At 65.6% G+C, this 24,985-nt stretch carries 21 protein-coding genes and 1 pseudogene; 4 read left to right on the top strand and 18 right to left on the bottom strand.

Annotation, left to right across the window (positions count from 1 at the left end; translation table 11 throughout):
* The first annotated feature begins 42 nt into the window (after nucleotides 1–42).
* A complete protein-coding gene (locus tag GA0071312_RS06415; protein WP_238947113.1) occupies nucleotides 43–654 on the top strand; it encodes a nicotinate-nucleotide adenylyltransferase in 612 nt (203 codons plus the stop codon).
* Between the two features lie 2 nt (nucleotides 655–656).
* On the opposite strand, the gene GA0071312_RS06410 is transcribed toward GA0071312_RS06415, so the two are convergent.
* From GA0071312_RS06410 to GA0071312_RS06400, 4 genes are all read right to left on the bottom strand, one after another.
* Nucleotides 657–1,403: a CHAP domain-containing protein gene (locus GA0071312_RS06410; protein WP_074444037.1), complete on the bottom strand. Its 747-nt coding sequence runs from the start codon at nucleotides 1,401–1,403 to the stop codon at nucleotides 657–659.
* A gap of 199 nt (nucleotides 1,404–1,602) precedes the next feature.
* Complete coding sequence (locus tag GA0071312_RS06405; RefSeq protein ID WP_074444036.1) at nucleotides 1,603–2,376, bottom strand: DUF1828 domain-containing protein; 774 nt, start codon at nucleotides 2,374–2,376, stop codon at nucleotides 1,603–1,605.
* On the bottom strand, nucleotides 2,373–2,870 hold the full coding sequence (locus GA0071312_RS19595) for a hypothetical protein (RefSeq protein ID WP_131817721.1): 498 nt from the start codon (nucleotides 2,868–2,870) through the stop codon (nucleotides 2,373–2,375). The genes GA0071312_RS06405 and GA0071312_RS19595 overlap by 4 nt, the downstream gene beginning before the upstream one ends.
* Nucleotides 2,871–2,939: 69 nt before the next feature.
* Complete coding sequence (locus tag GA0071312_RS06400; RefSeq protein ID WP_074444035.1) at nucleotides 2,940–5,222, bottom strand: transglycosylase domain-containing protein; 2,283 nt, start codon at nucleotides 5,220–5,222, stop codon at nucleotides 2,940–2,942.
* Between the two features lie 198 nt (nucleotides 5,223–5,420).
* Between GA0071312_RS06400 and GA0071312_RS06395 the strand changes: the two genes are divergently transcribed.
* The gene (locus tag GA0071312_RS06395) at nucleotides 5,421–6,608 is read left to right on the top strand and encodes a pyridoxal phosphate-dependent aminotransferase (protein ID WP_074444034.1); all 1,188 of its coding nucleotides are present in this window, start codon (nucleotides 5,421–5,423) and stop codon (nucleotides 6,606–6,608) included.
* A 12-nt stretch (nucleotides 6,609–6,620) separates the two neighbouring features.
* Here GA0071312_RS06395 and GA0071312_RS06390 read toward each other — a convergent pair whose 3' ends face one another.
* The 8 genes and pseudogenes from GA0071312_RS06390 to GA0071312_RS20575 form a co-directional block, all read right to left on the bottom strand.
* Nucleotides 6,621–7,232, bottom strand: coding sequence for a class I SAM-dependent methyltransferase (locus GA0071312_RS06390; RefSeq protein WP_074444292.1), 612 nt, complete (start codon nucleotides 7,230–7,232; stop codon nucleotides 6,621–6,623).
* 60 nt (nucleotides 7,233–7,292) lie between these two features.
* The gene (gene dnaJ / locus GA0071312_RS06385) at nucleotides 7,293–8,444 is read right to left on the bottom strand and encodes a molecular chaperone DnaJ (RefSeq protein ID WP_074444033.1); all 1,152 of its coding nucleotides are present in this window, start codon (nucleotides 8,442–8,444) and stop codon (nucleotides 7,293–7,295) included.
* Nucleotides 8,445–8,580: 136 nt separating this feature from the next.
* Nucleotides 8,581–10,515, bottom strand: coding sequence for a molecular chaperone DnaK (dnaK, locus tag GA0071312_RS06380; protein WP_074444032.1), 1,935 nt, complete (start codon nucleotides 10,513–10,515; stop codon nucleotides 8,581–8,583).
* A 257-nt stretch (nucleotides 10,516–10,772) separates the two neighbouring features.
* Complete coding sequence (locus GA0071312_RS06375) at nucleotides 10,773–11,447, bottom strand: HAD-IA family hydrolase (RefSeq protein ID WP_074444031.1); 675 nt, start codon at nucleotides 11,445–11,447, stop codon at nucleotides 10,773–10,775.
* Nucleotides 11,448–11,644: 197 nt separating this feature from the next.
* Entirely contained in the window at nucleotides 11,645–12,241 is a 597-nt protein-coding gene (locus GA0071312_RS06370; protein WP_074444030.1) for a thiamine pyrophosphate-dependent enzyme, read from the bottom strand.
* 35 nt (nucleotides 12,242–12,276) lie between these two features.
* Nucleotides 12,277–12,798, bottom strand: a complete 522-nt coding sequence (locus GA0071312_RS06365; RefSeq protein WP_074444029.1) for a thiamine pyrophosphate-binding protein — start codon at nucleotides 12,796–12,798, stop codon at nucleotides 12,277–12,279.
* A gap of 30 nt (nucleotides 12,799–12,828) precedes the next feature.
* Nucleotides 12,829–13,293, bottom strand: coding sequence for a hypothetical protein (locus GA0071312_RS20270; protein ID WP_238947112.1), 465 nt, complete (start codon nucleotides 13,291–13,293; stop codon nucleotides 12,829–12,831).
* Nucleotides 13,294–13,313: 20 nt separating this feature from the next.
* A pseudogene (locus tag GA0071312_RS20575) lies at nucleotides 13,314–13,742 on the bottom strand (VOC family protein); the annotation flags it as partial.
* Nucleotides 13,743–13,940: 198 nt separating this feature from the next.
* On the opposite strand from GA0071312_RS20575, the gene GA0071312_RS19130 reads away from it, so the two are divergent.
* A complete protein-coding gene (locus GA0071312_RS19130) occupies nucleotides 13,941–15,908 on the top strand; it encodes an OmpA family protein (protein ID WP_238947111.1) in 1,968 nt (655 codons plus the stop codon).
* A gap of 52 nt (nucleotides 15,909–15,960) precedes the next feature.
* Here the strand turns inward: GA0071312_RS19130 and GA0071312_RS06345 are convergent, their stop codons facing one another.
* From GA0071312_RS06345 to GA0071312_RS06325, 5 genes are all read right to left on the bottom strand, one after another.
* Complete coding sequence (locus GA0071312_RS06345) at nucleotides 15,961–17,133, bottom strand: zinc-binding dehydrogenase (protein WP_074444026.1); 1,173 nt, start codon at nucleotides 17,131–17,133, stop codon at nucleotides 15,961–15,963.
* 183 nt (nucleotides 17,134–17,316) lie between these two features.
* Nucleotides 17,317–19,929 (bottom strand): polynucleotide kinase-phosphatase, encoded by a 2,613-nt coding sequence (locus GA0071312_RS06340; RefSeq protein WP_074444290.1) that lies wholly within the window; start codon nucleotides 19,927–19,929, stop codon nucleotides 17,317–17,319.
* Nucleotides 19,926–21,350 carry a 3' terminal RNA ribose 2'-O-methyltransferase Hen1 gene (locus tag GA0071312_RS06335; protein WP_074444025.1) on the bottom strand — a complete coding sequence of 475 codons (1,425 nt, stop codon included), beginning with the start codon at nucleotides 21,348–21,350 and terminating at the stop codon, nucleotides 19,926–19,928. Before GA0071312_RS06335 ends, GA0071312_RS06340 begins: the two co-directional genes overlap by 4 nt.
* Before the next feature lie 116 nt (nucleotides 21,351–21,466).
* A complete protein-coding gene (locus GA0071312_RS06330; protein ID WP_074444024.1) occupies nucleotides 21,467–21,940 on the bottom strand; it encodes a DUF6163 family protein in 474 nt (157 codons plus the stop codon).
* Entirely contained in the window at nucleotides 21,937–23,013 is a 1,077-nt protein-coding gene (locus tag GA0071312_RS06325) for an enoyl-CoA hydratase/isomerase family protein (protein WP_074444023.1), read from the bottom strand. Before GA0071312_RS06325 ends, GA0071312_RS06330 begins: the two co-directional genes overlap by 4 nt.
* Nucleotides 23,014–23,243: 230 nt before the next feature.
* Here GA0071312_RS06325 and hemB point away from each other — a divergent pair, with 230 nt between their 5' ends.
* The gene (gene hemB / locus GA0071312_RS06320; RefSeq protein WP_083204349.1) at nucleotides 23,244–24,341 is read left to right on the top strand and encodes a porphobilinogen synthase; all 1,098 of its coding nucleotides are present in this window, start codon (nucleotides 23,244–23,246) and stop codon (nucleotides 24,339–24,341) included.
* 52 nt (nucleotides 24,342–24,393) lie between these two features.
* On the opposite strand, the gene GA0071312_RS06315 is transcribed toward hemB, so the two are convergent.
* Nucleotides 24,394–24,885 (bottom strand): DUF6101 family protein, encoded by a 492-nt coding sequence (locus GA0071312_RS06315; RefSeq protein ID WP_074444022.1) that lies wholly within the window; start codon nucleotides 24,883–24,885, stop codon nucleotides 24,394–24,396.
* Nucleotides 24,886–24,985 lie beyond the last annotated feature (100 nt).

Raw genomic sequence — 24,985 nt, 5'->3', positions numbered from 1 at the left:
CTCTTGCAGTTGCGGCGGGGTTGAGCAATGCCGGTATCGCGCATGCGCATGCTGCCTCCGCTTCTGCCGCCCGCCGGCGATGGTCAGCGTATCGGCCTGTTCGGCGGCAGCTTCAACCCGCCGCATGAAGGCCATCGCCATGTGACGCTGCTGGCGCTCGCGCGCCTTCAGCTCGACGCGGTCTGGTGGCTGGTCACGCCCGGCAATCCGCTGAAGGCCGGGCACGAAATCGAACCGCTTTCCCAGCGCATGCAAGCCGCGCGCGCCTGCGCCGCCCATCCGCGCATCGCCGTGAGCGATGTCGAGGCGCAGGCCGGGCTACGCTATACCATCGACATCCTGCATTATCTCAAAAAACGCCGGCCCGATCTCGCCTTCGTCTGGATCATGGGCGCGGACGGGCTGACCCATTTCCACCGCTGGCGCAACTGGCGCGACATCGCGCGCGTCATGCCGATCTGCGTGGTCGATCGCCCCGACCATTCCCGCGCCGCCACCGCCTCCATTGCCGGACAGGCGCTCGCCCGCTACCGCCTGCGCGAAGAGGCAGCGCCGCGTTTGCCCGCGACACTGCCCCCCGCCTGGGTTTTCCTGCACGGCCCGCGCCTGCCGATCTCCTCGACGCAGATTCGTGCGCGGGATGCCGACGGCTGATTTCAGGCCAATACCCGCCCGAAGCCGAGCAGCCGCTGGATCCGCCCCAGCACATAGCTGTAGCGCTGCACCTGCGAGGGATAAGGCCCGCGATTGCCCTCGATCGTGGTCACGATCCCGTCCGCATGGCGCTCGACCAGCCCGATATGGCCCTGCCAGCCGTTGATCGCCCCACGCCACCAGACGATGATGTCACCCGGGCGCGGCGGATCGCCCGGCCCGACATCGAAGTCCCAGCCCTTGCGCCGGAACTGGTTGCGGATGTCGCGTGCACCCAGCGAATATCCGAACGGCATCTCCTGCCCGATCCGCGCTGCGCCCTCGCGATAGCACCAGCTGACGAAGCCCGCGCACCAGCTTGCCCCCTCGCCGACGCGCCCGTCGAGATAGAGCCGCACATCCGGCCCGCGATTGTTGCCCCCGATCTCGCCAGCGCTGCGCGCCATTTCCGCCCGTGCGACGTCGAGCGCCGCGAGTCCGAAACGGCTGCCCGGCCCCGCCTCCTCGCGGGGCGCGCCATCGCGCCGCCCCAGGGCCAGATCGAGCGCGAACTGCGTCAGCGGCCCGACGATCCCGTCCACCGCCAGCGGCTCCCCGCGCGGATCGAGTGCCTGCGCCTGAAACGCCCGCACCGCCCGATCCATCACATTGTCGAATTCGCTCTGCGGACAGCGCAGATATTCCAGCGCCATCAGATCCTCACTGAGGCGCCGCACCGCCTCGCCCTTCGCCCCACGTCGCAACAGCATGACCTTCTCTCCTCTCCATCCGGTTGGAGAGAAAGATCTAGGAATAATATCTTATAATGCAACCAGAGAAAACGATTTTCTCAATACACCCCGAACAACCGCCCCAGAAATCCCGGCTCCGCCTGCTGCTGCGGCGGGACGCCGACGGAGGCAGGCGGGAGGCCGTCGAAGCCGCCTTCATGGCCCGCGATGCCGCCGGTTACGCAGCATGACCGATCGCTTCTCGAACAATACGGGAAACCGCAGCATCCTCGTCTTCCCGAAATTCTGTCACTGTCGCCAGTCTGTTACTCGCGCGGCGGCGGAGCGAGGGCGGGATTGAGGTTTCAGTCTCCAGGAGAGCAATAACGGACAAGTCAACCTTTGCCTCGTAAAGTGCGGACATCTGAAGGAAAATCGCATCTTGGACTCGCTGGGGGCTATTGCCGAAGAAAACTGCAACCGGCGCCCTCTGACAAACTTCGATGACCATATCCGCATTCGCCTCACTCAGCTTTTCGTTTACCGGTTCTCCTTCTCTGATTTGTGCTTTGTCTCCGATCGCGAGTTTGATCTTCCTAGCCGCATCCTCTCTGAATGTGCTTCTCACGCTCTCACCGGTCAAAAGGAGGAAGTCATTCATTCTGAGCAATACGCCGACGAATGCGAGTGCGCGCGAAGCCAGCTCATCACGAACGAAGCTTCGCGTTCGGATCGTTACGGCCTCAGCGTCGAAATATCCGTCGATTCCCTCCAGAAGGACATCTAACGCGCGCCTTCTCGTTTGTGTTTCAAAATCGACACCGGCCTCCTCGAGATCCGGTATCGTTGTTCCGTCATCCTCCAAGTGGACCATGTCGTGCCCGTCTTCGACGACATAGAAAGCTACGCGATCCCCGTCATCACGGCGAAACGCCGTGCTGACTGCCAGCCCGAGCGGCGTCGCAGTGACACAAACATCATCGCAAAATGCTCGGCAAAGATCGTCTTTCATGGGAATAGATCCCCACCCTGTCGAATGCGGAATACGGTAACCGCGCAATTGAATGCCGTCACTTCGTTTATCTCAGTGTTACCGAACTTGAAATCCTGCCGCCGGTGAAAGTTTCGCGCTGATGGCAACCTGATCGAGCCAAAACGATTTTTCGCCGCGTCAATTTCCGCAACACGTCCGCACCGCGCGTGGCAATGCCATCCGGGCTCTGAAGCATGCCACTCATAATCGCAAATCACCTTGGTTTCACCATCCTCAGTCACACCAAACGTCGCGCGAAAAATCTGAGCCTCTACATTTAAAAGTATACGAACACGGCAATCATAGCCACAAGCAATAAATGTGATAATCCGCCATTGATATCGTGGCCCGAATTTATAAGCTTTGCTTTTCGCACGACGAGAGGGCCATTGAGATCGTTGAATTGGGCCACGTTTCCATTCACCGGTTCTCAATTGCAACTTTGGTGCAACGATAAGAGTCTTAGTGTCCATGAATGCCTCTTGAACAAATGCGTATGAAGAATCGCTTTCCTTATCAGATGCGCAAGAAGCATACTTCACTCAATACACCCCGAACAACCGCCCCAGAAATCCCGGCTCCGCCTGCTGCTGCGGCGGGATGCCGACGGAGGCAGGCGGGAGGCCGTCGAAGCCGCCTTCATGGGCCGCGATGCCGCCGGTCGTGCCGGGCGGGACCGGGCCGTGTTCGACCATCGGAGGCGGAAAGCCACCCGGATCACGTGGAGCAAGCCAGCGATCCGCGCCGGGCAGCGGCATCGGGTATTCGGCGGCGAGCGCGCGCTCCATGAAGCGCGCCCAGATATCCAGGGGCAGATTGCCGCCGGAGGCGCGTTTGGTGGGGCTGTTATCGTCATTGCCGATCCACACGCCCGTCACCAGAGCCGAGGTATAGCCGACGAACCAGGCATCGCGGAAACCCTGGCTGGTGCCCGTCTTGCCGCCGGCCTGCCAATCGGACAGAGCGGCGCGGCGCGCGGTTCCCGCGACCATGGTATCGTGCAGCATGGCGTTCATCTTCCCCACCGTCTCGTCATCCATCACCCGCCCGAGCCCGGCGTGGACCCGCTGGTAGAGGATTTCGCCGGACGCCGCTTCGACCCGCGTGATGACGTGCGGCATTACCCCCGTGCCGCCATTGGCGAAGGCCGCATAGGCGCCGGTGAGTTCGAGTGGCGTGACCTCCGAGGTCCCGAGCGCGATCGAGGCATTGGGCTGGAGCGCGGAACGGATGCCGAGCCTTTGTGCCGCGCTGATCACCGCGCGCACGCCCACTTCCATGCCCAGACTCACCGCAACCGTGTTGAGCGAGAGCGACAGCGCCTCGCGCAGGGTGACGGATCCGCGGTAATCGCGCGAAAAGTTCTCCGGGCTCCAGTCACCGAGACGGATCGGGCGGTCCTCGCGCACCGTGTCCGGTGTGAGCCCGTTTTCCATGGCCGCGAGATAGACGAAGGGTTTGAAGGCCGAGCCCGGCTGGCGCTGCGCGGCCACGGCCCGGTTGAACTGGCTTTGCGCGTAATCCTTGCCGCCGACCAGCGCCTTGATGGCGCCATCGGGCCGCAGCGCCACGATGGCGCCCTGCTCCACGCCGAAGCCTTCGCCCTGTTCGCGCAACTCACCGATCAGCGAAGCCTCCGCCGCCTCCTGCAGGCCGAGATCGATGGTGGTGTGGACGACCACGTCGTCCTGGACGGCGCCGATGAAATCGTCGAGCACGTCCATGACGTAATCGGCGGCGTAATCCGCCGTGCCCGGACCGAGCGGGCGGTTGAGCGCGGCCGGGCGCGCCATGGCATTCGTCATCCGGTTCTCGTCGATGAAACCCTGGCTCGCCATGGCGTTGAGCACGAGCGCGGCGCGGTCGCGCGCGGCCTGCGGGTTGCGCGTGGGCGCAAGCCGCGACGGCGCCTGGACGAGGCCGGCGAGCATCGCTGATTCGGCCAGCGTCAGATCCCGCGCCGGCTTGTCGAAATAGCGCCGCGCCGCCGCCTCGACGCCATAGGCGCCGGCGCCGAAATAGACGCGGTTCATGTAGAGTTCGAGCAGTCCGTCCTTGCCGTGACGCTGCTCCAGCCAGAGCGCGAGGATCGCCTCCTGGATCTTGCGCGAGGCGGTGCGCTCATGCGTCAGGAAGAGATTCTTGGCGAGCTGCTGCGTGATGGTCGAGCCGCCCTGCACCGTGGTGCCCGCCGTGATATTGGTGATGAGCGCGCGCCCGATCCCGACGGGATCAATGCCGAAATGGCTGTAGAAACGACGGTCTTCGATCGCGATGAAGGCCTGCGGGACATGGGCCGGCAGGTCATGGATCGCGACATTGCGCCCACCGGTCTCCCCGCGATTGGCGATCAATGTGCCGTCATTGGCCAGAATCTCGATATTGGGCGGGCGCTTGGGCACCGCCAGCCGGTCGATCGGGGGCAATTGCGTCGCGTGATACGCAACGAGACCGGTCAGCGCGATCGCCCCCCACAACGCGAGCACGATGCTGCCATAGACGATCCGGCCGAGGAACGAGCGCCGCCGGCGACTGCTGCGCCGGCGGCCACCGCGCGCGTCGCGGCTGCCCCGTCCGGTCGCCTTGCGAGACTTTCCGGATGCCACCTTGCCCGGAGCAGCCTTGCCCGGAGCAGCCTTGCGGGTCTTCCCGCGCGTACCGCTCCGCTTCTCCGCCCGTCTGGCCATCGCATCCTCGTGAACCGGGCCGCCGGCACGATCCTGCGGGCCGAGCCGCAGATCGGGTATGCCGGATGCGGGCGCGGGAAAGTCGAGCACCGGCTCGCGCCGCTCCCGCTTGTCCTTCCTGCCCGTGAACATGCCCATATCCGCCGTCCCGCGAAGTTTCGTGCTTAAGGCCGTGTTAATCGCCTATGGCAATCTAAATGTGGCGGTTTAAGGAGCGATGAACGACGTTGCGGCGGCGTTTGCGATTGTGAATGACGGGGCTGCGGTATCGCGCATTGACTTCCGCTGGAGCCCGGTCTTGATGGCGGGAAAGAGGTCTGCGGGAGGGTCAAGAGCATGCCGAAAATCGTCGAAGCCTTTTCGCGTATCGGTGAAGAAAACGCCTTCGCCGTGCTCGCGCGCGCCACGCAATTGCAGGCGCAGGGGCGCGACGTGATCAATCTCGGCATCGGCCAGCCCGACTTCGCCACGCCCGAGCATATTGTCGAGGCCGCCATCAAGGCCCTGCGCGATGGCCATCACGGCTATACCCCCGCCACCGGCATCCTGCCGCTACGCGAGGCGATATGCCGTGATGTCGCCCGCCGGCTCAACGTCGAGGTCTCGCCCGATGCGGTGATGGTCATGCCAGGCGGCAAGGTCACGATGTTTGCCGCCATCCTGATGTTCGGCGAGCCCGGCGCCGAGATCCTCTATCCCGATCCCGGCTTTCCGATTTACCGCTCGATGATCGAATTCACCGGGGCGAAACCGGTCCCGGTGCCGATCCGCGAGGAAAACGGCTTCGCCTTCTCGGCGCAGGAGACGCTTTCTCTGATCAATGAACGCACCCGCCTCGTCATCCTCAATTCGCCGGCCAATCCGACCGGCGGTGTCACGCCGAAAGCGGAGATCGACGCGCTCGTGGCCGGCCTCGCCGCGCATCCGGATGTCGCCATCCTCTCCGACGAGATCTATGGCAGCATGACCTATGATGGCGAGCCGCATGTCTCTCTGCTGTCCTATCCGGAGATCCGCGACCGGCTGATCTGGCTCGACGGCGCCTCGAAAACCTATGCCATGACCGGCTGGCGACTGGGCTGGTCGGTCTGGCCGCCGGCATTCTACGAGGCCGCGCGCAAGCTCGCGGTGAATTCATTCTCCTGCGTCAACGCCGCCACCCAACGTGCCGGCATCGCCGCTCTGGACGGGCCGCAGGATTGCGTCGCGACGATGATGACGGCATTCGATGCCCGCCGCAAGCTCGTGGTCGAGGGCCTCAACGCCCTGCCCGGCATCCGCTGCCGGATGCCCAAGGGCGCGTTCTATGCCTTTCCCAATATCCGCGCGACCGGCTGGAAGGCGAAGCCTTTGGCTTCCGCGCTTCTGGAGAAAGCCGGTGTCGCGGTGATCGGCGGCCCGGATTTCGGCATCCACGGCGAAGGCTATCTGCGCCTCTCCTACGCCGCCTCACAGGACGCGATCAGCACCGCGCTGCGAAGGATGGGAGATTTCCTGGAAAGCGAGACGCCGCTGCAGGGGTGACGGGGCGCTGGCTCACACCCCGCGATAAACCCAGACCCGTGCCGGCGGAATGTTGCGCCAGACGCGGGAGGAGCCGGCCATGGTGAAGGCGCCGGGGCGTTTGGGGATGGGCGGGATGACCGCATAGGTGAACTGGATGAATGGCGCCCGTGGCTGCATCAGCGCCTGTGCCTGCTGCAGGAGGGCGATGCGCTCCGCGACCGGACGCGTGAACAGCGGAAGGCTGGAGACGACGCCGCAGGCCGGAATATCGAGAGCCCCCGCGAGGGTCTTCTCGATGCCGTAGGCATCCCCCTGAACGATGGTCGCACGGGGGAACCGCCGGGTCAGCAACCTGCAGAAATCCGGATTGAATTCGATCAGAACCAGCCGTTCCTGCTCGATCCCGCGATTGACCAGCGCATCCGTCACCGGCCCGGTGCCGGGGCCAAGCTCGATCACCGGGCCCTTCGCCATGGGATCGACATAGGAGGCCATGGTGCGCGCCAGCGCCTTGCCCGACGGCGCCACGGCACCGGTCATCAGCGGCTTCTCGAGCCAGGACCGCAGGAAGCGCGCTTCGTCATCGAATTTCGAGCCGTCTGCGCGCGCCGCCTGACGCGACTTCTTCTGCAAGGAATTCAGCACGCGCCGCCTCTTCGTCGAAAGTATCCGCTCACCATAGACCAACACGCGCGGCGCTGGTCAAGTCCGCGCCGACCCGCTGATGCCATCGAAGAATTCCCGGACACGCGAGAGAAAGCCGCTGCTTTCCGGATGCGTGTCCTTCGAGCATTCCGCCTCGAACTCCTCGAGCAGTTCCCTTTGTCTTTTAGTCAGGTTCTGCGGCGTTTCGATGACAACCTGGATGTAGAGATCGCCCGTATCGCGTGAACGCAGGATCGGCATGCCCTTGCCGCGCAGACGGAATTGCTTGCCGGTCTGGGTGCCGGCGGGAATCTTCACCTTCGCATCCGAACCGTCGATGGTCGGCGTGGTGAATTCACCGCCCAGAGCCGCCGTCACCATCGAGATCGGCACGCGCGAGAACAGATCCGCCCCGTCACGCTGGAAGAAGGCGTGCGGCTTGATCGAGAGGAAGATGTAGAGATCGCCCGCCGGGCCGCCGCGCAGGCCGGCCTCGCCTTCGCCGGCCAGCCGGATACGGGTGCCGTCCTCGACGCCGGCGGGTATGTTCACCGTGAGCGTGCGCTCGCGGGTGACACGCCCGGACCCGCCGCAGGAATCGCAGGGATCATCGATCACCTCGCCGCGCCCGTGGCAATTGGGGCAGGTGCGCTCGATGGTGAAGAAGCCCTGCTGGGCCCGGACGCGCCCGATACCGCCGCAGGTCGGGCAGCCGCGCGGCTTCGAACCCGGCTTGGCGCCGGTACCGCTGCAGGCCTCACAGGCGACCGAGGTGGGAATGGTGATGCTCTCGGTCTTGCCGGTGAAGGCGTCTTCAAGCGAAATTTCGAGATTGTAGCGCAGATCCGCGCCGCGTTCGCGCCCGCCGCGTCCGCCACCGCGCCGACCGCGCGCCTCGCCAAAGAAATTCTCGAAGATATCCGACATGAAGTCGGAGAAATCATTGCCGAAACCGGGACCTCCCGGACCGCCGGGCCCGCCCTGCGCGAAAGCCTCGTGGCCGAAGCGGTCATAGGCCGCGCGGCTCTGGGGATCCGACAGGGCCTGGTAGGCCTCGTTGAGTTCCTTGAAGCGCAGTTCGGCTTCCGCATCGCCGGGATTGCGATCGGGATGATATTGCATCGCCAGCTTGCGAAAGGCGCTCTTCAGCACCTTCTCGTCAGCGTCCCGTTCGACACCGAGGATTTCGTAGTAATCACGTTTCGACATGAGTTCCCGGGCGTTGCGCCCCCTCCCGGGCCGATCGCGCCGAATGGCGCCATCGCAACGGAGAAAGAACGAGGGTCTTCAATCGTAAAAAAGGCGCGGATCCCGCGATCCGCGCCCTGTTGCGTCAAAGCGCGGGTCAGGCGCTCTTCTTCTTGTCGTCGTCTTCGTCATCGACTTCCTGGAAATCGGCATCGATGACGTCTTCGTCCGCCTTGTCCTTCGCCTCGCCCTCGCCGGTCTCGCCGGCATCAGCGCCCTCGCCTTCCTGCGAGGCCTGGTACATGGCTTCCCCGAGCTTCATCGAGGCCTGCATCAGATCATTGGTACGGCTCTTGATGACCTCGATATCCTCGCCGGCCAGCGCTTCCCTGAGGGCGTCGATCGCGGTGGTGATACCCTCGCGCTCGCCCTCGCCGATCTTTTCGCCATATTCCGAGAGCGACTTCTCGGTCGAGTGGATCAGGGCCTCGCCATTGTTGCGGGCCTCGACCAGTTCGCGACGCTTTTTATCATCCTCGGCATGCGATTCGGCATCCTTGACCATTTTCTCGATCTCGTCGTCGGTGAGACCGCCCGAGGCCTGGATGCGGATCGCGTGCTCCTTGCCGGTCGCCTTGTCCTTGGCCTGGACGTTGACGATGCCGTTGGCGTCGATGTCGAAGGTGACCTCGATCTGCGGCACGCCGCGCGGTGCGGGCGGGATGCCGACGAGATCGAACTGGCCGAGCAGCTTGTTGTCGGCCGCCATCTCGCGTTCACCCTGGAAGACCCGGATGGTCACCGCGTTCTGGTTGTCCTCCGCCGTCGAGAAGGTCTGGCTCTTCTTCGTCGGGATGGTGGTGTTGCGATCGATCAGGCGGGTAAAGACGCCGCCCAGCGTCTCGATGCCCAGCGAGAGCGGGGTCACGTCGAGCAGCAGCACGTCCTTGACATCACCCTGCAGCACGCCGGCCTGCACCGCCGCGCCGATAGCCACGACCTCGTCCGGATTCACGCCCTTGTGCGGCTCCTTGCCGAAGAAGGACTTCACCACTTCCTGGATCTTGGGCATGCGCGTCATGCCGCCGACCAGCACCACCTCGTCGATCTCGGCTGCCGAAATCCCGGCATCCTTGAGCGCCTTCTGGCAGGGATCGATGGTGCGCTTGACCAGATCTTCCACGAGGCTCTCGAACTTGGCGCGCGAAAGCTTCATGGTCATGTGCTTGGGGCCCGAGGCATCCGCCGTGATATAGGGCAGGTTCACCTCGGTCTGGCTGGTCGAGGAGAGCTCGATCTTGGCCTTTTCCGCCGCTTCCTTGAGGCGCTGCAGGGCAAGCTTGTCGTTGCGCAGGTCGATACCCTGCTCCTTCTTGAACTCGTCGGCGAGATATTCGACGAGGCGCATGTCGAAATCCTCACCGCCGAGGAAGGTATCACCGTTGGTCGACTTCACCTCGAACACGCCGTCGCCGATCTCGAGGATCGAGACGTCGAAGGTGCCGCCGCCGAGATCGTAGACGGCGATGGTGCCCGAGCCCTTCTTGTCGAGCCCGTAGGCGAGCGCGGCCGCCGTCGGCTCGTTGATGATGCGCAGGACCTCGAGGCCGGCGATCTTGCCCGCATCCTTGGTGGCCTGGCGCTGGGCGTCGTTGAAATAGGCCGGGACGGTGATCACCGCCTGGGTGACCTCGGCGCCGAGATGCGCTTCCGCCGTCTCCTTCATCTTCTGCAGGGTGAAGGCGGAGATCTGGGATGGCGAGTAAGACTTGCCGTCAGCCTCGACCCAGGCATCGCCATTGTCGGCCTTGACGATCTTGTACGGGACCAGATCCATGTCCTTCTTGGTCATGGGATCGGCGAAAGTGCGCCCGATCAGGCGCTTGATGGCGAAGAAGGTGCGCTCGGGATTCGTGACCGCCTGCCGCTTGGCCGGCTGGCCGACAAGGCGCTCGCCTTCATCCGTGAATGCGACGATGGAGGGCGTGGTACGCGCGCCTTCCGCATTTTCGATGACCTTGCCGGCGGAGCCGTCCATCACGGCGACGCAGGAATTGGTCGTACCAAGGTCGATACCGATAACTTTACCCATGGCGGGATCCCTCACTTTCAAGCAGACCGCCGGATCCCGAAGCGATCCGGCCCATGGCTGGCTTTTTGACACGTTGACTGATGCTCACATGGGAAGGCGCGACCCACTTCGCAAGAAGCGCCGACCACCTCCCCGGCTGCGCGGGATATAGGCGGGGCCGTCACCGCGTGCAAGACCCCGGAAAAACGCGGCGGACAAGGATGTCCGCCGCGCCTGATTGAGTGCCCGCAAGCCGGCCTCACCGGCCCGCCGGGCGCCTACCCGGCGCCGGCGGCATCCTTGCGACCCGCGAGGAAATCAGGCAGGGCCGCCATCTGCGACAGGATTGCGACGGCCCCCGCTTCACGCAGGGCTGCCGGCGCATGATAGCCCCAGGCGACCCCCAGCGCGGTGACGCCGGCGGCGCGGCTCATCTGCATGTCGAAGGTCGAATCCCCCACCATCACTGCGGCATCCGCCGTTGTGCCTGTGGCGCTCATCGCCTGCAGGAGCATGGCCGGATGCGGCTTCGAGGGGGCATCATCGGCAGTCTGAACGCAGGCGAAGCGCCCGACGAAGCCATGGCGTTCGAGCATGTGATCCACCCCGCGCCGGCTCTTGCCCGTGGCGATCGCGAGGATGATGCCCGGCTCCGCCGCGAGCGCGTCGAGCACCGCGCCGACTCCGGGATAGAGCGGCTCGGCGAAAGCCGGATCATGCCGCAAATCCCGGAATACCCGCTTGTAGGTCCCGACCAGTTCCGCCACCACGGGACCCTGCCCGACAAGGGCCGTGAAGGCCTCCGGAAGCGACAGGCCCACGATCGACAGGGCTCGCGCGCGATCAGGCACGGGCAGGTCGTGCGCCACGAAGGTGCGTCTTTGCGCCTCGACGATCATGTTCTGGCTGTCGACGAGTGTGCCGTCGACATCGAAGACGACGAGCCGCCGCATCACACCTTGTCCATAGTCTTCTGCGCCATCCGGCCCTCTGCATCACCACGCTGAAGCGAGGCCCGAAAACGGGCCAGCGGATTTGAGACGGTCGCATAGGACGACCTGCGCGCGCCCCCGGAAACCATCGAAGAATCCATCCACCACAAGGATCGCTCCGGCATCATCCTTGTGCTTCAGGCCGATCCGTGTTGCCTCTATGCCAGCCCGATCGCCTCGCGAAAGCGCGCGCGCAGGTGGTGCCCGTCACGCGACGGCATCACACGGGGGGTCTCGCCCGAACGGATCGCGCAGACGGCGAGCACCGGGCCGGGCGCGTCGCGCAGCAGGCGGCGGGGCATGTCGAAGCCGCCATCCGCATCGCAATGCGCGGCCTCATTGAAACCGGCAGCGCGGGCCATGGCCACGAGATCGACGCCGTGCGCCGTATGGCTCGCCTGACCGCCGGTCTCGCCGTAGGCACGGTTGTCGAGGACGGCAATGGCGAGATTGTCGGGGCGGGCGACGCCGATCGTCGCGAGCGCGCCGAGCGCCATCAGCATTTCGCCGTCACCGGTCACCACGAGCACCCGTGCCTGCGGACGCGCCAGGGCGAGGCCGAGCCCGATGGTCGCCGCCGAACCCATCGCACCCCAAAGATAGAAATTGCGCGGATCATCCCCCGCCGCCGCGACATCATAGGTCGGCGAGCCGAGCCCGGTCACGACGAGAAGATCATCGTTGCGATGGCGCAACAGCTCCGCAACCAGTTCGCGCCTCTCGAAAGCACCCTGCCCTGAATTCAACACCGACATAGCGGCTCTCCCATCATTTCCCGAACACTGCACAATCAGAAAATCTTTGCACCGATGAGCCGCTGCGACAAAAGCACTGCCATCGCCGTTCCGCCCTCGAACGCCATGTGCAGGGCGTATCTGACGACCGCGCGCACATCCGCCGGATCGTCGACCCGCTGCACCACCAGCCCGCCCGCTTCCAGCGTGGCCGGCGTCGCCTGACCCATCGGCACTTGCCAGGGATTGAACTCGCCCCATTCGCCCCGCATGGTCACGATCGTGACGATGGGAAAGCCGCAATTGCGCACCAGCGAGAAGGTATTAAGGCAATTGCCGACACCGCTCGACTGCATCAGGAGCACACCCCGCGCACCGGCGAGATCGGCACCGGCGATCACGCCGATCCCCTCCTCCTCGGTGGTGAGCCCGATCGGCGTGATCGCCGGATCCTCATGACAGCGTGTGATCACATGGCTGTGGCCGGCATCGGGCACATACGCCACCTGGCTGACCCGCGCTGCGACGAGTTCTTCGTAAATGGCTTCGCGCCAGTCTTCCCCAAGGCTTTCGCTCATCGGCTCCTCGTTTCCCTGATCAGAATCATGTTACCGCGCCCAATCCGGCAGGCGCCCGGGCCTATCGATCACGACATGACCGCCGAGCGCCGGCGGCAGGTCGAGGCGCGCGCCCTCCCCTGTCGCAGCGTGACCGGACACAACCCGCTCGGCACCGCCGGCTTCGAAATGCTGTACACTCACGCCCGGCTCCGCACTGCCGAGCGCATAGGCCGCGATGCAGGGACGCGCCATGGCGGATATGCCGAAGCGCGTCGCGTCGTCAGTGAAGACAAATATGCCACGATCGAGCGGCAGAACCAGCCGGGCATCATCCCGCCGGAGGGGAACGCGCCCGAGAAACCGCCCGAAGCGCGCGGCCGCCTCCGACGGATCATCCACCAGAACGAGCACGGCTTCCAGCGAGACGATCCGGTTGGGATGGGCTGTCCAGCGCGCCTGCCAGACGATATCGGGCGTGTGATGGGCAAGCACCTGGATGCGCCCCTCGGGCATCGCATCGGGGGCACCCGCACCACCGAAAACCGCCCCTCGGCCTCGCCGCCATCGGGAAGCGCGATGCTGCGGGTGAGCTGCACGGCCTGGTCAGGCACAAAGCCCGCATCTTCGAGATGCGCGCGCGCCGCCCGCGCGTCAGCGACGCTCATCGCGAGCAGATGCACCCCGGTATAACGCGCGATCGCGGCTTCGAGCCGGCTTGCGAGCGGGGTGTCGGCACAGCGGGTGAGAAATTCGAGATAGCCGCTTTCCAGCATGGCACAGCGATTGCCGGTCCCGGCCGGCACGAAGCCCTGCGGGGTGCGGTTGCGCTGCTCGGTGAAGGGGGTCAGCACGAAGCCGAGCGCCTCGAGTGCTGCGCTCGCCGCATCCATATCCGGCACGAAATGGGCGAGATGGTCGAAGAAGACCTCGCTCTCGCCGGGAATCTGTCGAAACGGCACCATGCGCGCAAACTACGTCGCGCTCCTCGTCACGGGCAAGCGGCGTCTGTGGGGACAATCGCGCGAATGCATTTGCGTGATCGCGCAGCGATACAGCGAATCCTGGCTTGGTAGCGCAGGGAACCGAACCCTTCAGCCCCCGTTCATCCGGTAGCGCGCATGCAGCATGCAGCTCATTGCAGCAGACAGGGACAAATCAGAATGAAACGCCTCGCCCTTCTCCTCGCGGGCACGGCCATGCCGCTCGCGCTCTTCGCCGCACCGGATCTCACCAGCCGCGCCGCCGCACAGACACCGCCACCATCAGTCGAGATGATGCTCGAAGAGGCCGGCCTCGACGCACAGGCGCTTGAGCGCCTTGAAAGTACTCTCGCCGAAACGCAGGAGGAGGCGCGCGCCTTGCGCGAACGCGCCGATGAACTTTCCGATCGCGCAGCGACGAGCACGGCGCAGGCCGCTGATGCGCGCGCCGCGTTCGAAGCGCTCGCAGACGATTCCGATGCCGATCCGGACGCAATCGCAGCCGCACGGGCCGATGCGGAGGATGCCGCAGCGCAGGCCGCTGAGGACGCGCAATCCGCCTCACAGGCCCGCGAAGCCGCCGCCGAAGCCGAAGCGGAAATCAGCGCGATCCGCGAACGCCTCGAGACGGCCCGGCGCGAGGTCCAGGAGATCCGTGACCGGGAAGCGGAGGCCGAAGCCGAAGCCGAGCGCGCGGCTGCAGAGGCCGCAGAGCGTGAAGCGGAAGCAGCGGCGGAAGCGGAGCGTGAAGCGGAAACCGCAGAGGAAGCTGAGCGCAAGGCTGCGGCGGAACGCGAGGCGGAAGCTGATTCGGCGGCAGAGGCCAAGACAGAAACAGAGACCGGGGCCGATGCCGAAGCGAGGCGCAAGGCGGAAGCTGAGCGCGAAGTACAGTCAGAACGTGAAGCCGAAGCCGAAGCCGATGCCGACGCGGAAGTCGATGCAGAGGTCGAGGTCGAAAGTGAAGCGGAGCTTGCCGGCGAAGCCGAAGCGCAACAGGAAACCGAGCCGGTGACCGAAGCGGACGCTGAATCCGAGCGTCAGATCCGTGGTGAGGCAGCACCGGCGACCGGCTCGGAAAACGAAGGCAGTGAACCCCGTCCCGAAAGCGATGCCGCAGAGACGACACGCGAACCCGTCCCTTCCGAAGAGAGGACAGAAGAACCGCAGGATTTCGGTGATGTTCGCGAAGGACGCCGCGAGCGGACCGAAGACGGTGTGACCATTACAGAGGAAGCAGGCGCGCGTACCATCATCCAGCAGGGTAGCGAGATCATTCTGCGGCAGGCGGAGGACGAGCGCGTGCGCCGTACCTATTCCAACGTGCGCCGCGAACGAAGGGGCGAGCAGGACGTTCTGATCGCCCCGCGCGAAGGCAATGTCGAAATCATCACCATTCTCGACACGGACGGCAATCTTCTGCGCCGGATCCGGCGCGAGGCCGATGGCACGGAAACGGTGCTGATCGACAATACCCGCGAGGTCCGCGCGGATCGCGAGCGGGGCGGTGATCGCTGGAGGGACCGTCGCGGTGATCGCCGCGATGGCAGGCAGGACGACACGCGCTTCGGCTATGAGGGCAGCGCCTTCTCCTTCCGAATCGAGATTGCTCCACCCGTCGTGGATATCCCGCGCGACCGCTATATCGTCGATTACGGCGATCTCCGCGAAGATGATCTCGCGGAGATCTTCAGCGCGCCCCCCGTTTCGGAGATCCGGGAGCGCTATACGCTGGACGAGGTGCGGTACAATCCGAACCTGCGCGACTACATGGCCCGCGTCGATCTCGACACGGTGACCTTCGATACCGGTTCCTGGCGGCTGAGCCGCGCACAGATCGATCAGCTCGAACGCGTCGCGGATGCCATGAACGGCGTCATCGATCACAACCCCGACGAGATCTTCCTGATCGAGGGCCATACCGATGCCATCGGCCGGGCCATCGACAACCTGTCGCTCTCGGATCGTCGCGCGGAGAGCGTCGCCTTCATGCTCAGCCAGTTCTACGATGTGCCGCCGGAGAATCTGGTCACGCAGGGCTATGGCGAGGAATATCTGAAGATCGACACGCAGGCAGCCGAGCGCGGCAACCGGCGCGTCACCATCCGCCGCATCACCCCGCTGATCACGCAGGGCCCGCGCGGCTGACAATCGACAGGGGCGGCGCGGCGCATCACGCCCGCCGTCCCTTCATCCGGATTTACGCTTCGCTTTCCACCATCTCCGGGAACGGGATGATCGTCGACTTGACGGTGCGCATCGCCATCGCATCGCTCACCGCCCGGTCGAGCCCGGCATCGTCGAAGGGATAGAGCGTCTGCATGTCGAGCCAGGGATAGCGGTCGGCGGCGTGGTGGAGCATCTTCACGCCGAGCGCGAGATCGTTCTCGGTAAAGGCCCATGAGCCCATGATGGTGATATCCTTCGCCACGAAGCGGTGCCAGTTCGTCATGATCGAGCCGGCATCGGTGAACTGCCCCATCTCGATGAAGAAGCCGGAATCGCGCAGGAATTCGATGCCTTCCGGCCCCGCACTTGGATGCCCCGTGCAATCCATCACCAGATCCGCGCCATAGCCGCCACAAAGTTCGCGCACATGCGCGATGCGCTCCTGCTGGTCGGTCATCTGGGTGATATCCACCGTGGCAACCGCTCCGAAGCGGCGGGCGAGTTCGAGACGGGGCTGTTCCGGCGCGCCGACGCAGATCACCTTGCCGGCCCCCATCTCCTGCGCTGCGGCAATGGCCAGAATTCCGATCGGCCCCGAGCCCTGGATCACGACCGTATCGCCCCATTTGAAGCCGCCCATGCGCTGGGCCCGCGCGAAGCCGCGTATGGTCGAGGTGATCGGCTCCGACAGGGCTCCAAGCCGCAGCGACATGGCGTCGGGCAGCTTGTAGATCTTGGTGCCCGGCAGCATCTCGAGATCCACATAGACATATTCCGCCCAGCCGCCCCACAGATGCGGCGCCTTGTCGAATCCGAGATAGCGCCCGTAATAGACCGGCGTCTGGCAGCGATTGGAATGTTCGGGATAGTGCTTGCAGTAATAGCAGTCCCCGCACGGCATGAAGGGCGGGATCATGATCTTCGAACCCTCGCCGATCGGCTGGCCCATCCAGTCCGTCTTCAGATCGGGCCCGATCTCGACCACAACGCCGGAAATCTCGTGCCCGAGCGTGAACGGCCATGGCAGGGGCTTGGGCCAATGGCCCTTGAGAATATGCAGGTCCGTGCCGCAGACACCGCAGGCGGCGACCTTGATCAGCGCCCCCTTGCGGCCGACCTTCGGCCAGGGCACCTCCCGGATCTGCGCCTTCGCGCCGGGACCATCGAAGGTGGAAACGCGGATTGTCGATTGTTCTTGCGCCATGGTCAGGCTCCTCCCTCGCGGGCAGGACACCGGCCCGCGAGATCAGGCTAACCGCACTTGCCGCAACGGCAATCAGGTAACGCACCCATGCCGGATTTGCGCGGACCCGCAACACCTGCAGCATCGCGCCCGGTCGGATCGGGGCACGCACACCGATGACCACGCTTTCGGCCATGCGCGCCTTCATAGCCGCGGATCCACCGGCTCGCTCTCGAGCGCGAGCACGCCGAGCGCGCAGGCATGGACCTCCCGCAGGGGACGGCGCGCCACAAAACGCGCAAGCCCCTCGAGCCCGAGCCGGAATTCGCGCTCCGCCAGGGCGCTCTTGCGCCCGAGCGCGCGCTCACGCAGGCGCACGAGATGATCCGGAAGGTCGTAATCGGGCCCGTAGACGAGGCGCAGGTAATCGCGTCCGCGCACCTTCATCGCCGGCTGCAGGAGCCTCTTGCCGTCATGCACGACGAAAGCATCGGGCTTGATCACGAAACCCTCGCCGCCCTCCGCCGTATGCCGCTCCCACCAGCCGGTCACGGCCTCCCGGTCAGCGGCAGAGGCGGGATCGATCACCTGCCAGCCGGTCGCGCGCAGGATCGGATCTTCGCCGCAAAGCCGTGCCAGCATCTCCATATGCCAGTGATGCGGCTGCGTGGTGAGCACGCGCCCCTCGGTCGCGAGCAGATGGAACGGAGCGATCTGCCAGGCATCGATCGCATCCGCCTGCCAGCAATATCCTTCCAGCGTGCGCGCCATGGCCTGTGCATTGTCGCTCTGGATGCCGGCGCGCGCCCGCAATGCGCGCAGGTCCTCCGGGTCGCCAGCATCGGCGATCGCCGCGATCAGCGCCTGTGCCGAGGCCTGTGCGGCGATGGCGGTGGGGCGGTATTGCCGGCGCAGCAGATCCTGCGCCTTGCCCGACCAGGGCATGATCTCGGCATCGAGGAGCAGCCAGTCCGTCGCGATTTCGTCCCACAACCGCGCCCCGGTGACGGCCGCCCCGATCCGCCCGACGACCTGCGCCTCCAGCGCCGCATCGGCGAAGAAGGCGCGCCCGGTCCGCGTATAGATGGTCCCCGCCTTGCCGTCGCGCACGCCGAAACGCTTCGCTGCGCAGGCCGCATCGCGCGCCACAACGATCAGCGCGCGCGAACCCATATGCTTTTCCTCGACGATCACCGGCCCGCCGCCATGGCGCGCATACCAGGCGAGCGCCTGATCGGGATGCTCCAGATACGGCCCGTCAGAGGCGGCGGGCGGGGCGGCCATGGTGGGTGGAAGATGGATCAGCCAGCGCGGATCAATGCCGAAACGGCTGATGATCTCCAGCGCCGCGAGGGCGTTTTCCTGCGGGATGGTGATGCTGGAGCCCGTCCGCGTGACGATCCGCTGCTTGCAGGCGAAGTCATCGAAGTAAAGCATGTCGTCGCGCTCAGGCCGCGCTGGTCCCGCTGCTGCGCCCTCACCTGCGGCATCCTCGCCGGCTGCGCCGTCACCAGCCTCACCCTCCCCCGCTGCGCCCTCGCGGAACGGGCGCAACGGCGGCGCATATTCACGCGCGGCGGGGACCGACAGGATTTCGCGCTCGGGCCAGCGCAGCGCCGTCAGGGCGCCGCCGAAAACGCAGCCCGTATCGATGCACAAAGTGTTGTTGCGCCATTGCGCCTCGGCGACGGGCGTATGGCCGTAGACGACCGTCGCCGCGCCGCGATAATCGCGCACCCAGTCGAGACGCACCGGCAGGCCGGCCTCGTCCAGCGCGCCGGTGGTCTCGCCGAACATGGCGAAGCTGCGTAACGCCGCCGAGCCGCGGCCATGCATCGCCTCCGTCAAACCCGCATGCGCGACCACCAGGCTGCCATCGGCGAGCCAGGCATGCGACAGCAGCCCCTCGATGAAATCGGCCACGCACGAACGAAATCCCGGGGAGCAGGATTCGAGCTCCGCCACCGTGCGATCGAGCCCGTGATCGAGCCTGACCTTGCGTCCGCGCAGCCATTTCGACAGTTTGAAATCGTGGTTGCCGATGACGCAGCGCGCCTGCCCCTCAGCGCACATCCCCATCACCAGCCGCAGGCAATCGCGATTGGCAGGGCCGCGATCGGTGAGATCGCCGACGAAGAATGCGCGGCGCCCCTTTGGATGGCGCGCCTGCAGGAGCCCCTCGCCGGACGCGTATGGCGCGCGCTCATAGCCGAGCGCATCGAGCAAGGCGGTGAGTTCGTCGTAGCAGCCATGCACATCACCGATAATGTCGAACGGGCCGTGATCATGACGCTGGTCGGTCCAGAGCGGCACGCGCGTGATCGTGACCGCATCCACCTCCTCCGGCGTGCGCATCACGGTGATATGGCGAAACCCTTCCTTGCCGAGATGGCGCAGATCCCGCCGCAGCGCCTTGGCATGGTTATGCGGCACATGCGCGCCGAAATCGCGCCCCGCCCGCGCCTCGTTGCGCGCCGCGCAGATGCGCGGATCGATATCGAAGACGAAGGGCACCGGCAGGGCATGATGGCGCCGCGCCAGCGCGACGAGCCGCGCCCGGTCGGCGCGCTGCACGGAAGTGGCGTCGATCACCGTCAAACGCCGGCGCGCGAGCCGTCGCTCGGCGATCGCTTCGAGCACGGCGAAGGCGTCCTGCGTGGCGGATTGATCCGTCTCGTCATCGGCCACGAGGGCGCGGCAGCGGTCGGAAGAGATCACCTGCGTCTCGCGAAAATGCCTGCGCGCGAACTGCGTCTTGCCCGCGCCCGTCGGGCCGATCAGCAGGACGAGGGCAAAATCGGGAATGGTGACCTTCATGCGCCCGCCTCCCGGGTGAAGAGCGCGCATTGCGAGGGTGCGCCATGAACCGGATCGGCCTCTCCGATGGGCCGGATCTCGAAACCGTAACCATGAGCACCCGCGACCCGACTGGCCCAGGCGCCGAATTCCGCCGCGTCCCATTCGAAGCGGTGGTCGTGATGGCGCAGTTCGCCGGGGCCGAGACCGGCAAATGCCGCGTTATGAGCGCGGTTCGGCGTCGTCACCACGACGATACCGGGGCGCGCATCACCGAACAGGGCCGCTTCGAGCGCAGGCAGCCGCGCGGGTTCGATATGCTCGATCACCTCCACCAGGGCGGCGGCATCGAAACCGCGCCAGCGCCGGTCAGCATAGGTGAGGCTGCCCGGCTGCAACTGCACCCGCCGACGCAAGGCCTCGCCCGCATGGTCCAGATCGAGCCGCGCATGCGCGGTCTCCAGCAGGCGCAGAGCGGGATCGACCCCGAGAATCCGCTTGATTGCCGGCGCGGCCAGAAGGCGCCGGATCAGGCGCCCCTCGCCACAGCCGAGATCGAGCACGCTCATCGCCCCGGACTGCGCGATGATGCCGGCAACCATGTCGAGCCGCGCATCATGAAGGCGCCGGCGTTCCGGGCGCAGCCCTGCCGCCTCGGTTTCACCCGGCGCAGGCCTTGCCGGCAAAGCCGCCTCGGCATCGAGCCGTGCCCGTGCCGTATCCACCAGATCACGGCGATGCTTGAGCGCGCGGCGCATGATCAGATCGCGCTCCGGATGCGCGGCCAGCCAGGGGCCGGCGCGCGCCATCAGCTTGTCGATCTCGGTATCGTCCACCCAGTAATGCTTGGCGTCATCAAGGACCGGGACAAGCACGGCGAGTTGCCCGAGAATATCGCAAAGCCGCGCCGTGATGCCGAGCTGCAGATCGAACACCGCCCGCACGCCGGTCTCGATCAGCGCAAGCGCCTCCACCGCATAACCGAGCGGTGCGAAGACCCGTGTGATCAGATCGGCATCGCCGTGCAGCGCAAGCGGCACGACCCGGATTTCGAACGGCAGCGCACGCTGGGCGAGTTCGGGCCGCTCCCGCGAACGCCCGGAAAGCGCCTGGCCGATGCCCCGCCCGAGCGCCACGCTCAGCAGCGAATTCGCGGCATAGGGCCGGTCGTTGACGTATTGCGCCAGAAGCCCTTCGCCGCTGGCGCCCCGCGCCCCGGAACCCTGCCCCGCCTTTCCGCGCACCAGCGCCACGGGATCAACGGCGAGATGCATGACGGCACGCGTTTCCTCGTCGCTCCTCTTGGCGAAAAAGACCGTCAGCGCACCCGTGCCGACATCACGCACATGCACGCGATCGGGATGCTTGTGCAGCAAATGTCCGAGATCGCGCGCGCTGTAATCGCTCCCCGGAGGCGCCCGCAATGTGACTTCGATCTGCATGATATTCCTGAAATGTTCACACTCCACATAGATACACGCCGAATAGCCCCCTGGCAATACGGGTTGCAAAAATTCAAAAAATACACGTTATGATTTTGTCTGGCCGTCGGCCGGCTTCACTGCTCTTCGCCACCCGCGAGATAGGACAGGCCGAGATAGATCACCATCACCGCGCAATAGATCAGCCCCATCAGCAGGTTGATCGCGACGGCCGCAGGCACGAAAGCGGCGAGCACGAGGTGACTCATAACGGCCAGCAACCAGAGCACACCGCCCCAGCTCGTCGTCAGCCAGAGACCGATTGCAGCAATCAGATCGATGACCGCGAAGTAGACGATCGTGGTCTGCACTCCCGGCGGGCGATCCTCGAAGGCGGGGGCCGCTTCGCCGGCGCCGAGGATCACCGCCCAGTAGCTCAGACCACGCGCGATCCAGAGCAGCGCCATCATGCGCATGAACCAGATCAAGACCCGGCTCCAGCTCAGACTTGGGCGCGATTGCGGCTGGCTGCGCAAGGCCGCATCGCTGCGTTCATCACGCGGATGAGGGGACGGCCTGATGGCGGCGCGGCGGCGCAGGAAGCCGATCACACGCCGAGCTCCGCAGTGACCAGCGGCGCGAAATAGGCCGCTACCGCTTCATCGGAGACATCACCCAGCTTCGCCGGCTCCCATTGCGGCTTCTGATCCTTGTCGACCAGCACCGCGCGCACGCCCTCGTAGAAATCCGTGCCGTCGAGAATGCGCGACACGATCCGGAACTCCATCCGCATCGCCTCACGGAAATCGATCGTCGCCCCGATGCGCATCTGCTCGAAGGCGATGCGCAGGGATGTCGGCGATTTCGCCTTGATCGTCTTCGCGATCTGGCGGGCGGCCTCGCTGCCCTCGAATTCGAGATCCGCGATGATCTCGGCCACCGAACCCTCATCGAAGACCCGGTCGATCATGGCGCGCTGGGCGTCGAGCGGAGGCGGCCCCGGGTCGCGGGCATGATCGGCGAGCACGGCATCGGGCGCCTCGCCGGCCTGCAGCCTGTCGCGAATCGCATCGAAAGCTTCCGACGGGACGGCATGGGTAGCAAGGCCCAGTGCCAGCGCATCCGCGCATTTCAGACGCGCGCCGGTCAGGGCGAGATACAGCCCCGTCCGCCCGGGCAGACGCGGCAGCGCGTAGCTCGCGCCGACATCGGGGAAGAAGCCGATCCCGACCTCGGGCATGGCGAAGAGGTAGCGCTCGCCGGCCACACGGTGCGAACCATGCAGCGATATCCCGACGCCGCCACCCATGCAGATCCCGTCGATCAGGGCGATATAGGGTTTGGGATAATCGGCGATCAGCGCATTGAGCTCGTATTCCTCGCGCCAGAAGGCGAGTGCCTCTTCCGGGCGCCCCGCGCGTCCGGCCTCGACCAGACGGCGGATGTCGCCGCCGGCACAAAATGCCTTCTCGCCGGCGCCCTGCACGATCACGCAGGCGATCTGCGGATCATCCGCCCAGGCGTCGAGCGCCGCGCGCATGGCGCGCACCATGGCCAGCGTCAGGGCGTTGAGGGCCTGTGGACGGTCGAGGGTGATCAGGCCGGCATGCCCCGCGCGCGCGCAGACCACCTCGGCCTGCGGCTTTGCCGGGGACGAATCGGTTTCGGAATTTGCCTGTGCCATCAAACGGCTCCGCTCGCTCCTCACGGGAAGTTCCCGCTGACCGGGCCGGCGGCGACTGCACCTGCCGGCATGAATGGATCGACAGTTAGACGCCTGATCACGGCGCGGTCAACCATGGGCAAAAAGGCCGCAGCGATACGAAGATGTCCCCATTCTTGGAATGATTCCGAAATGCTATAGATTGGCATCACAGCCGCATCCCCCGGACCATCAGCGGCGCGGAGAAGTCCATGTCCTCCACCCCCACACCGTTCCAGCCCCGCAGTGCCCACCTGCGCGAAGTCGATCGCCCCGGCGAGTCCGCCCCGGTAGCGCGCGCAAATCCGCTGGATCTGCGCCACAGGCCACGGCGCAACCGCAAGAGCGAATGGACGCGCCGCATGGTGCGCGAGAATCATCTCGACGTCGCCGATCTGATCTGGCCGCTCTTCGTCACCGAGGGCTCCGGCGAGCGCATGGCGATCCCCTCGATGCCCGGCGTCGAGCGGCTGTCGATCGATATTGCCGTGCGCGAGGCCGAGCGGGCGGCGCAGCTGGGAATCCCGGCAATCGCGCTCTTTCCCAACACGCCCGCCGCGTTGCGCGACGAAACCGGATCCGAAGCGCTCAACGGCGAGAACCTGGTCTGCCGTGCCTGCCGGGCGATCAGCGCGGCGGTGCCCGAGATCGGCATCGTCACGGATGTCGCGCTCGATCCCTATACCAGCCACGGCCATGACGGCCTGCTCGAAGACGGGCGGATCATCAATGACGAGACCGTGGCGGCACTCGCCCGCCAGGCCGTGGTACAGGCACAGAGCGGCGCCGATGTGATCGCACCCTCCGACATGATGGACGGACGCGTCGCCGCCATCCGCGCGGCGCTCGATGCGGCGGGTTACGCGGATGTGCAGATCATGTCCTATGCCGCGAAATTCGCCTCCGCCTTCTATGGGCCGTTCCGGGATGCCATCGGCACCAGCACGATGCTGGTGGGCGACAAGCGCACCTATCAGATGGATCCGGCCAATAGCCGCGAGGCCCTGCGCGAGGTCGCCCTCGATCTCGACGAGGGCGCCGACATGGTCATGATCAAACCCGGCATGCCCTATCTCGACATCATCCATGCGGTGAAGCGTGAATTCGGGATTCCGACCTTTGCCTATCAGGTGTCGGGCGAATACGCCATGATACAGGCCGCTGCCGCCAATGGCTGGCTCGACGGCGAGCGGGCGATGATGGAGAGCCTGATGGCCTTCAAGCGCGCCGGGGCCGACGGGGTGCTCAGCTATTTCGCGCCGCGCGTGGCCGAAAAGCTGCTCGCGGAACGCAAGGCGGGCGGCGCCTGAGAGCACCGCCCGACAAGTCAATCCGATATGGGTAAAAACCGCGCCGGGACGCTCAGCCGCGTGCGCCGGAAAACAGCTCGCGCTCGCGATAGACAAGCGGGCGATCATTGCTGCGGCCGGTCTTGCGGCGTGTCAGGAAGCGGGGGCGGCGCTCGCGCAGGAGCCCGTGGCGGCGGCGCTGGCGCGAGCGCCCGAGCTGCACGGCGCCGACCTGCGGATATGGCTCCAGCAGCGAGCCGTCTTCGTTGTGGAGCATCAGCGCGAGGCCGGAATCGGCCCCCATGCGCCGCCAGATCGCAACGACTTCGTCTTCATGGAACTGGCCGAGGCTGCAGGCCACCTCGTCGCGCGCATCGATGGCGAGAATGTCGAAGAGCGGGATCTCGGCTCCCTCCGCCGTTGCGAGGCTCAGCGCCAGGCCGCGAAGCGGCGCGGCACCCGTGAAGGTCGAACCCGCGACCAGATGCGCCGCGATCCGCTCCAGCGCTTCCGGCGTGGCCGCTCCGTCCTGATCGTTCGTGTGCTTGTGCTCTAAACGATTCATCTGTCGACGCCCTTGACTGTCTGCCGCCGCCGCTATGCTTGCGGCTTGTACAGTGCGTTATCTGTCAGGAGCGAAACTAGGCGCGAGGAGAGTCGATCCT

Source organism: Saliniramus fredricksonii, from assembly GCF_900094735.1.
GTDB classification, from domain to species: domain Bacteria; phylum Pseudomonadota; class Alphaproteobacteria; order Rhizobiales; family Beijerinckiaceae; genus Saliniramus; species Saliniramus fredricksonii.
Note: the sequence above shows the minus strand (reverse complement) of the source record. Positions and strands in the feature narration are given on the sequence as shown.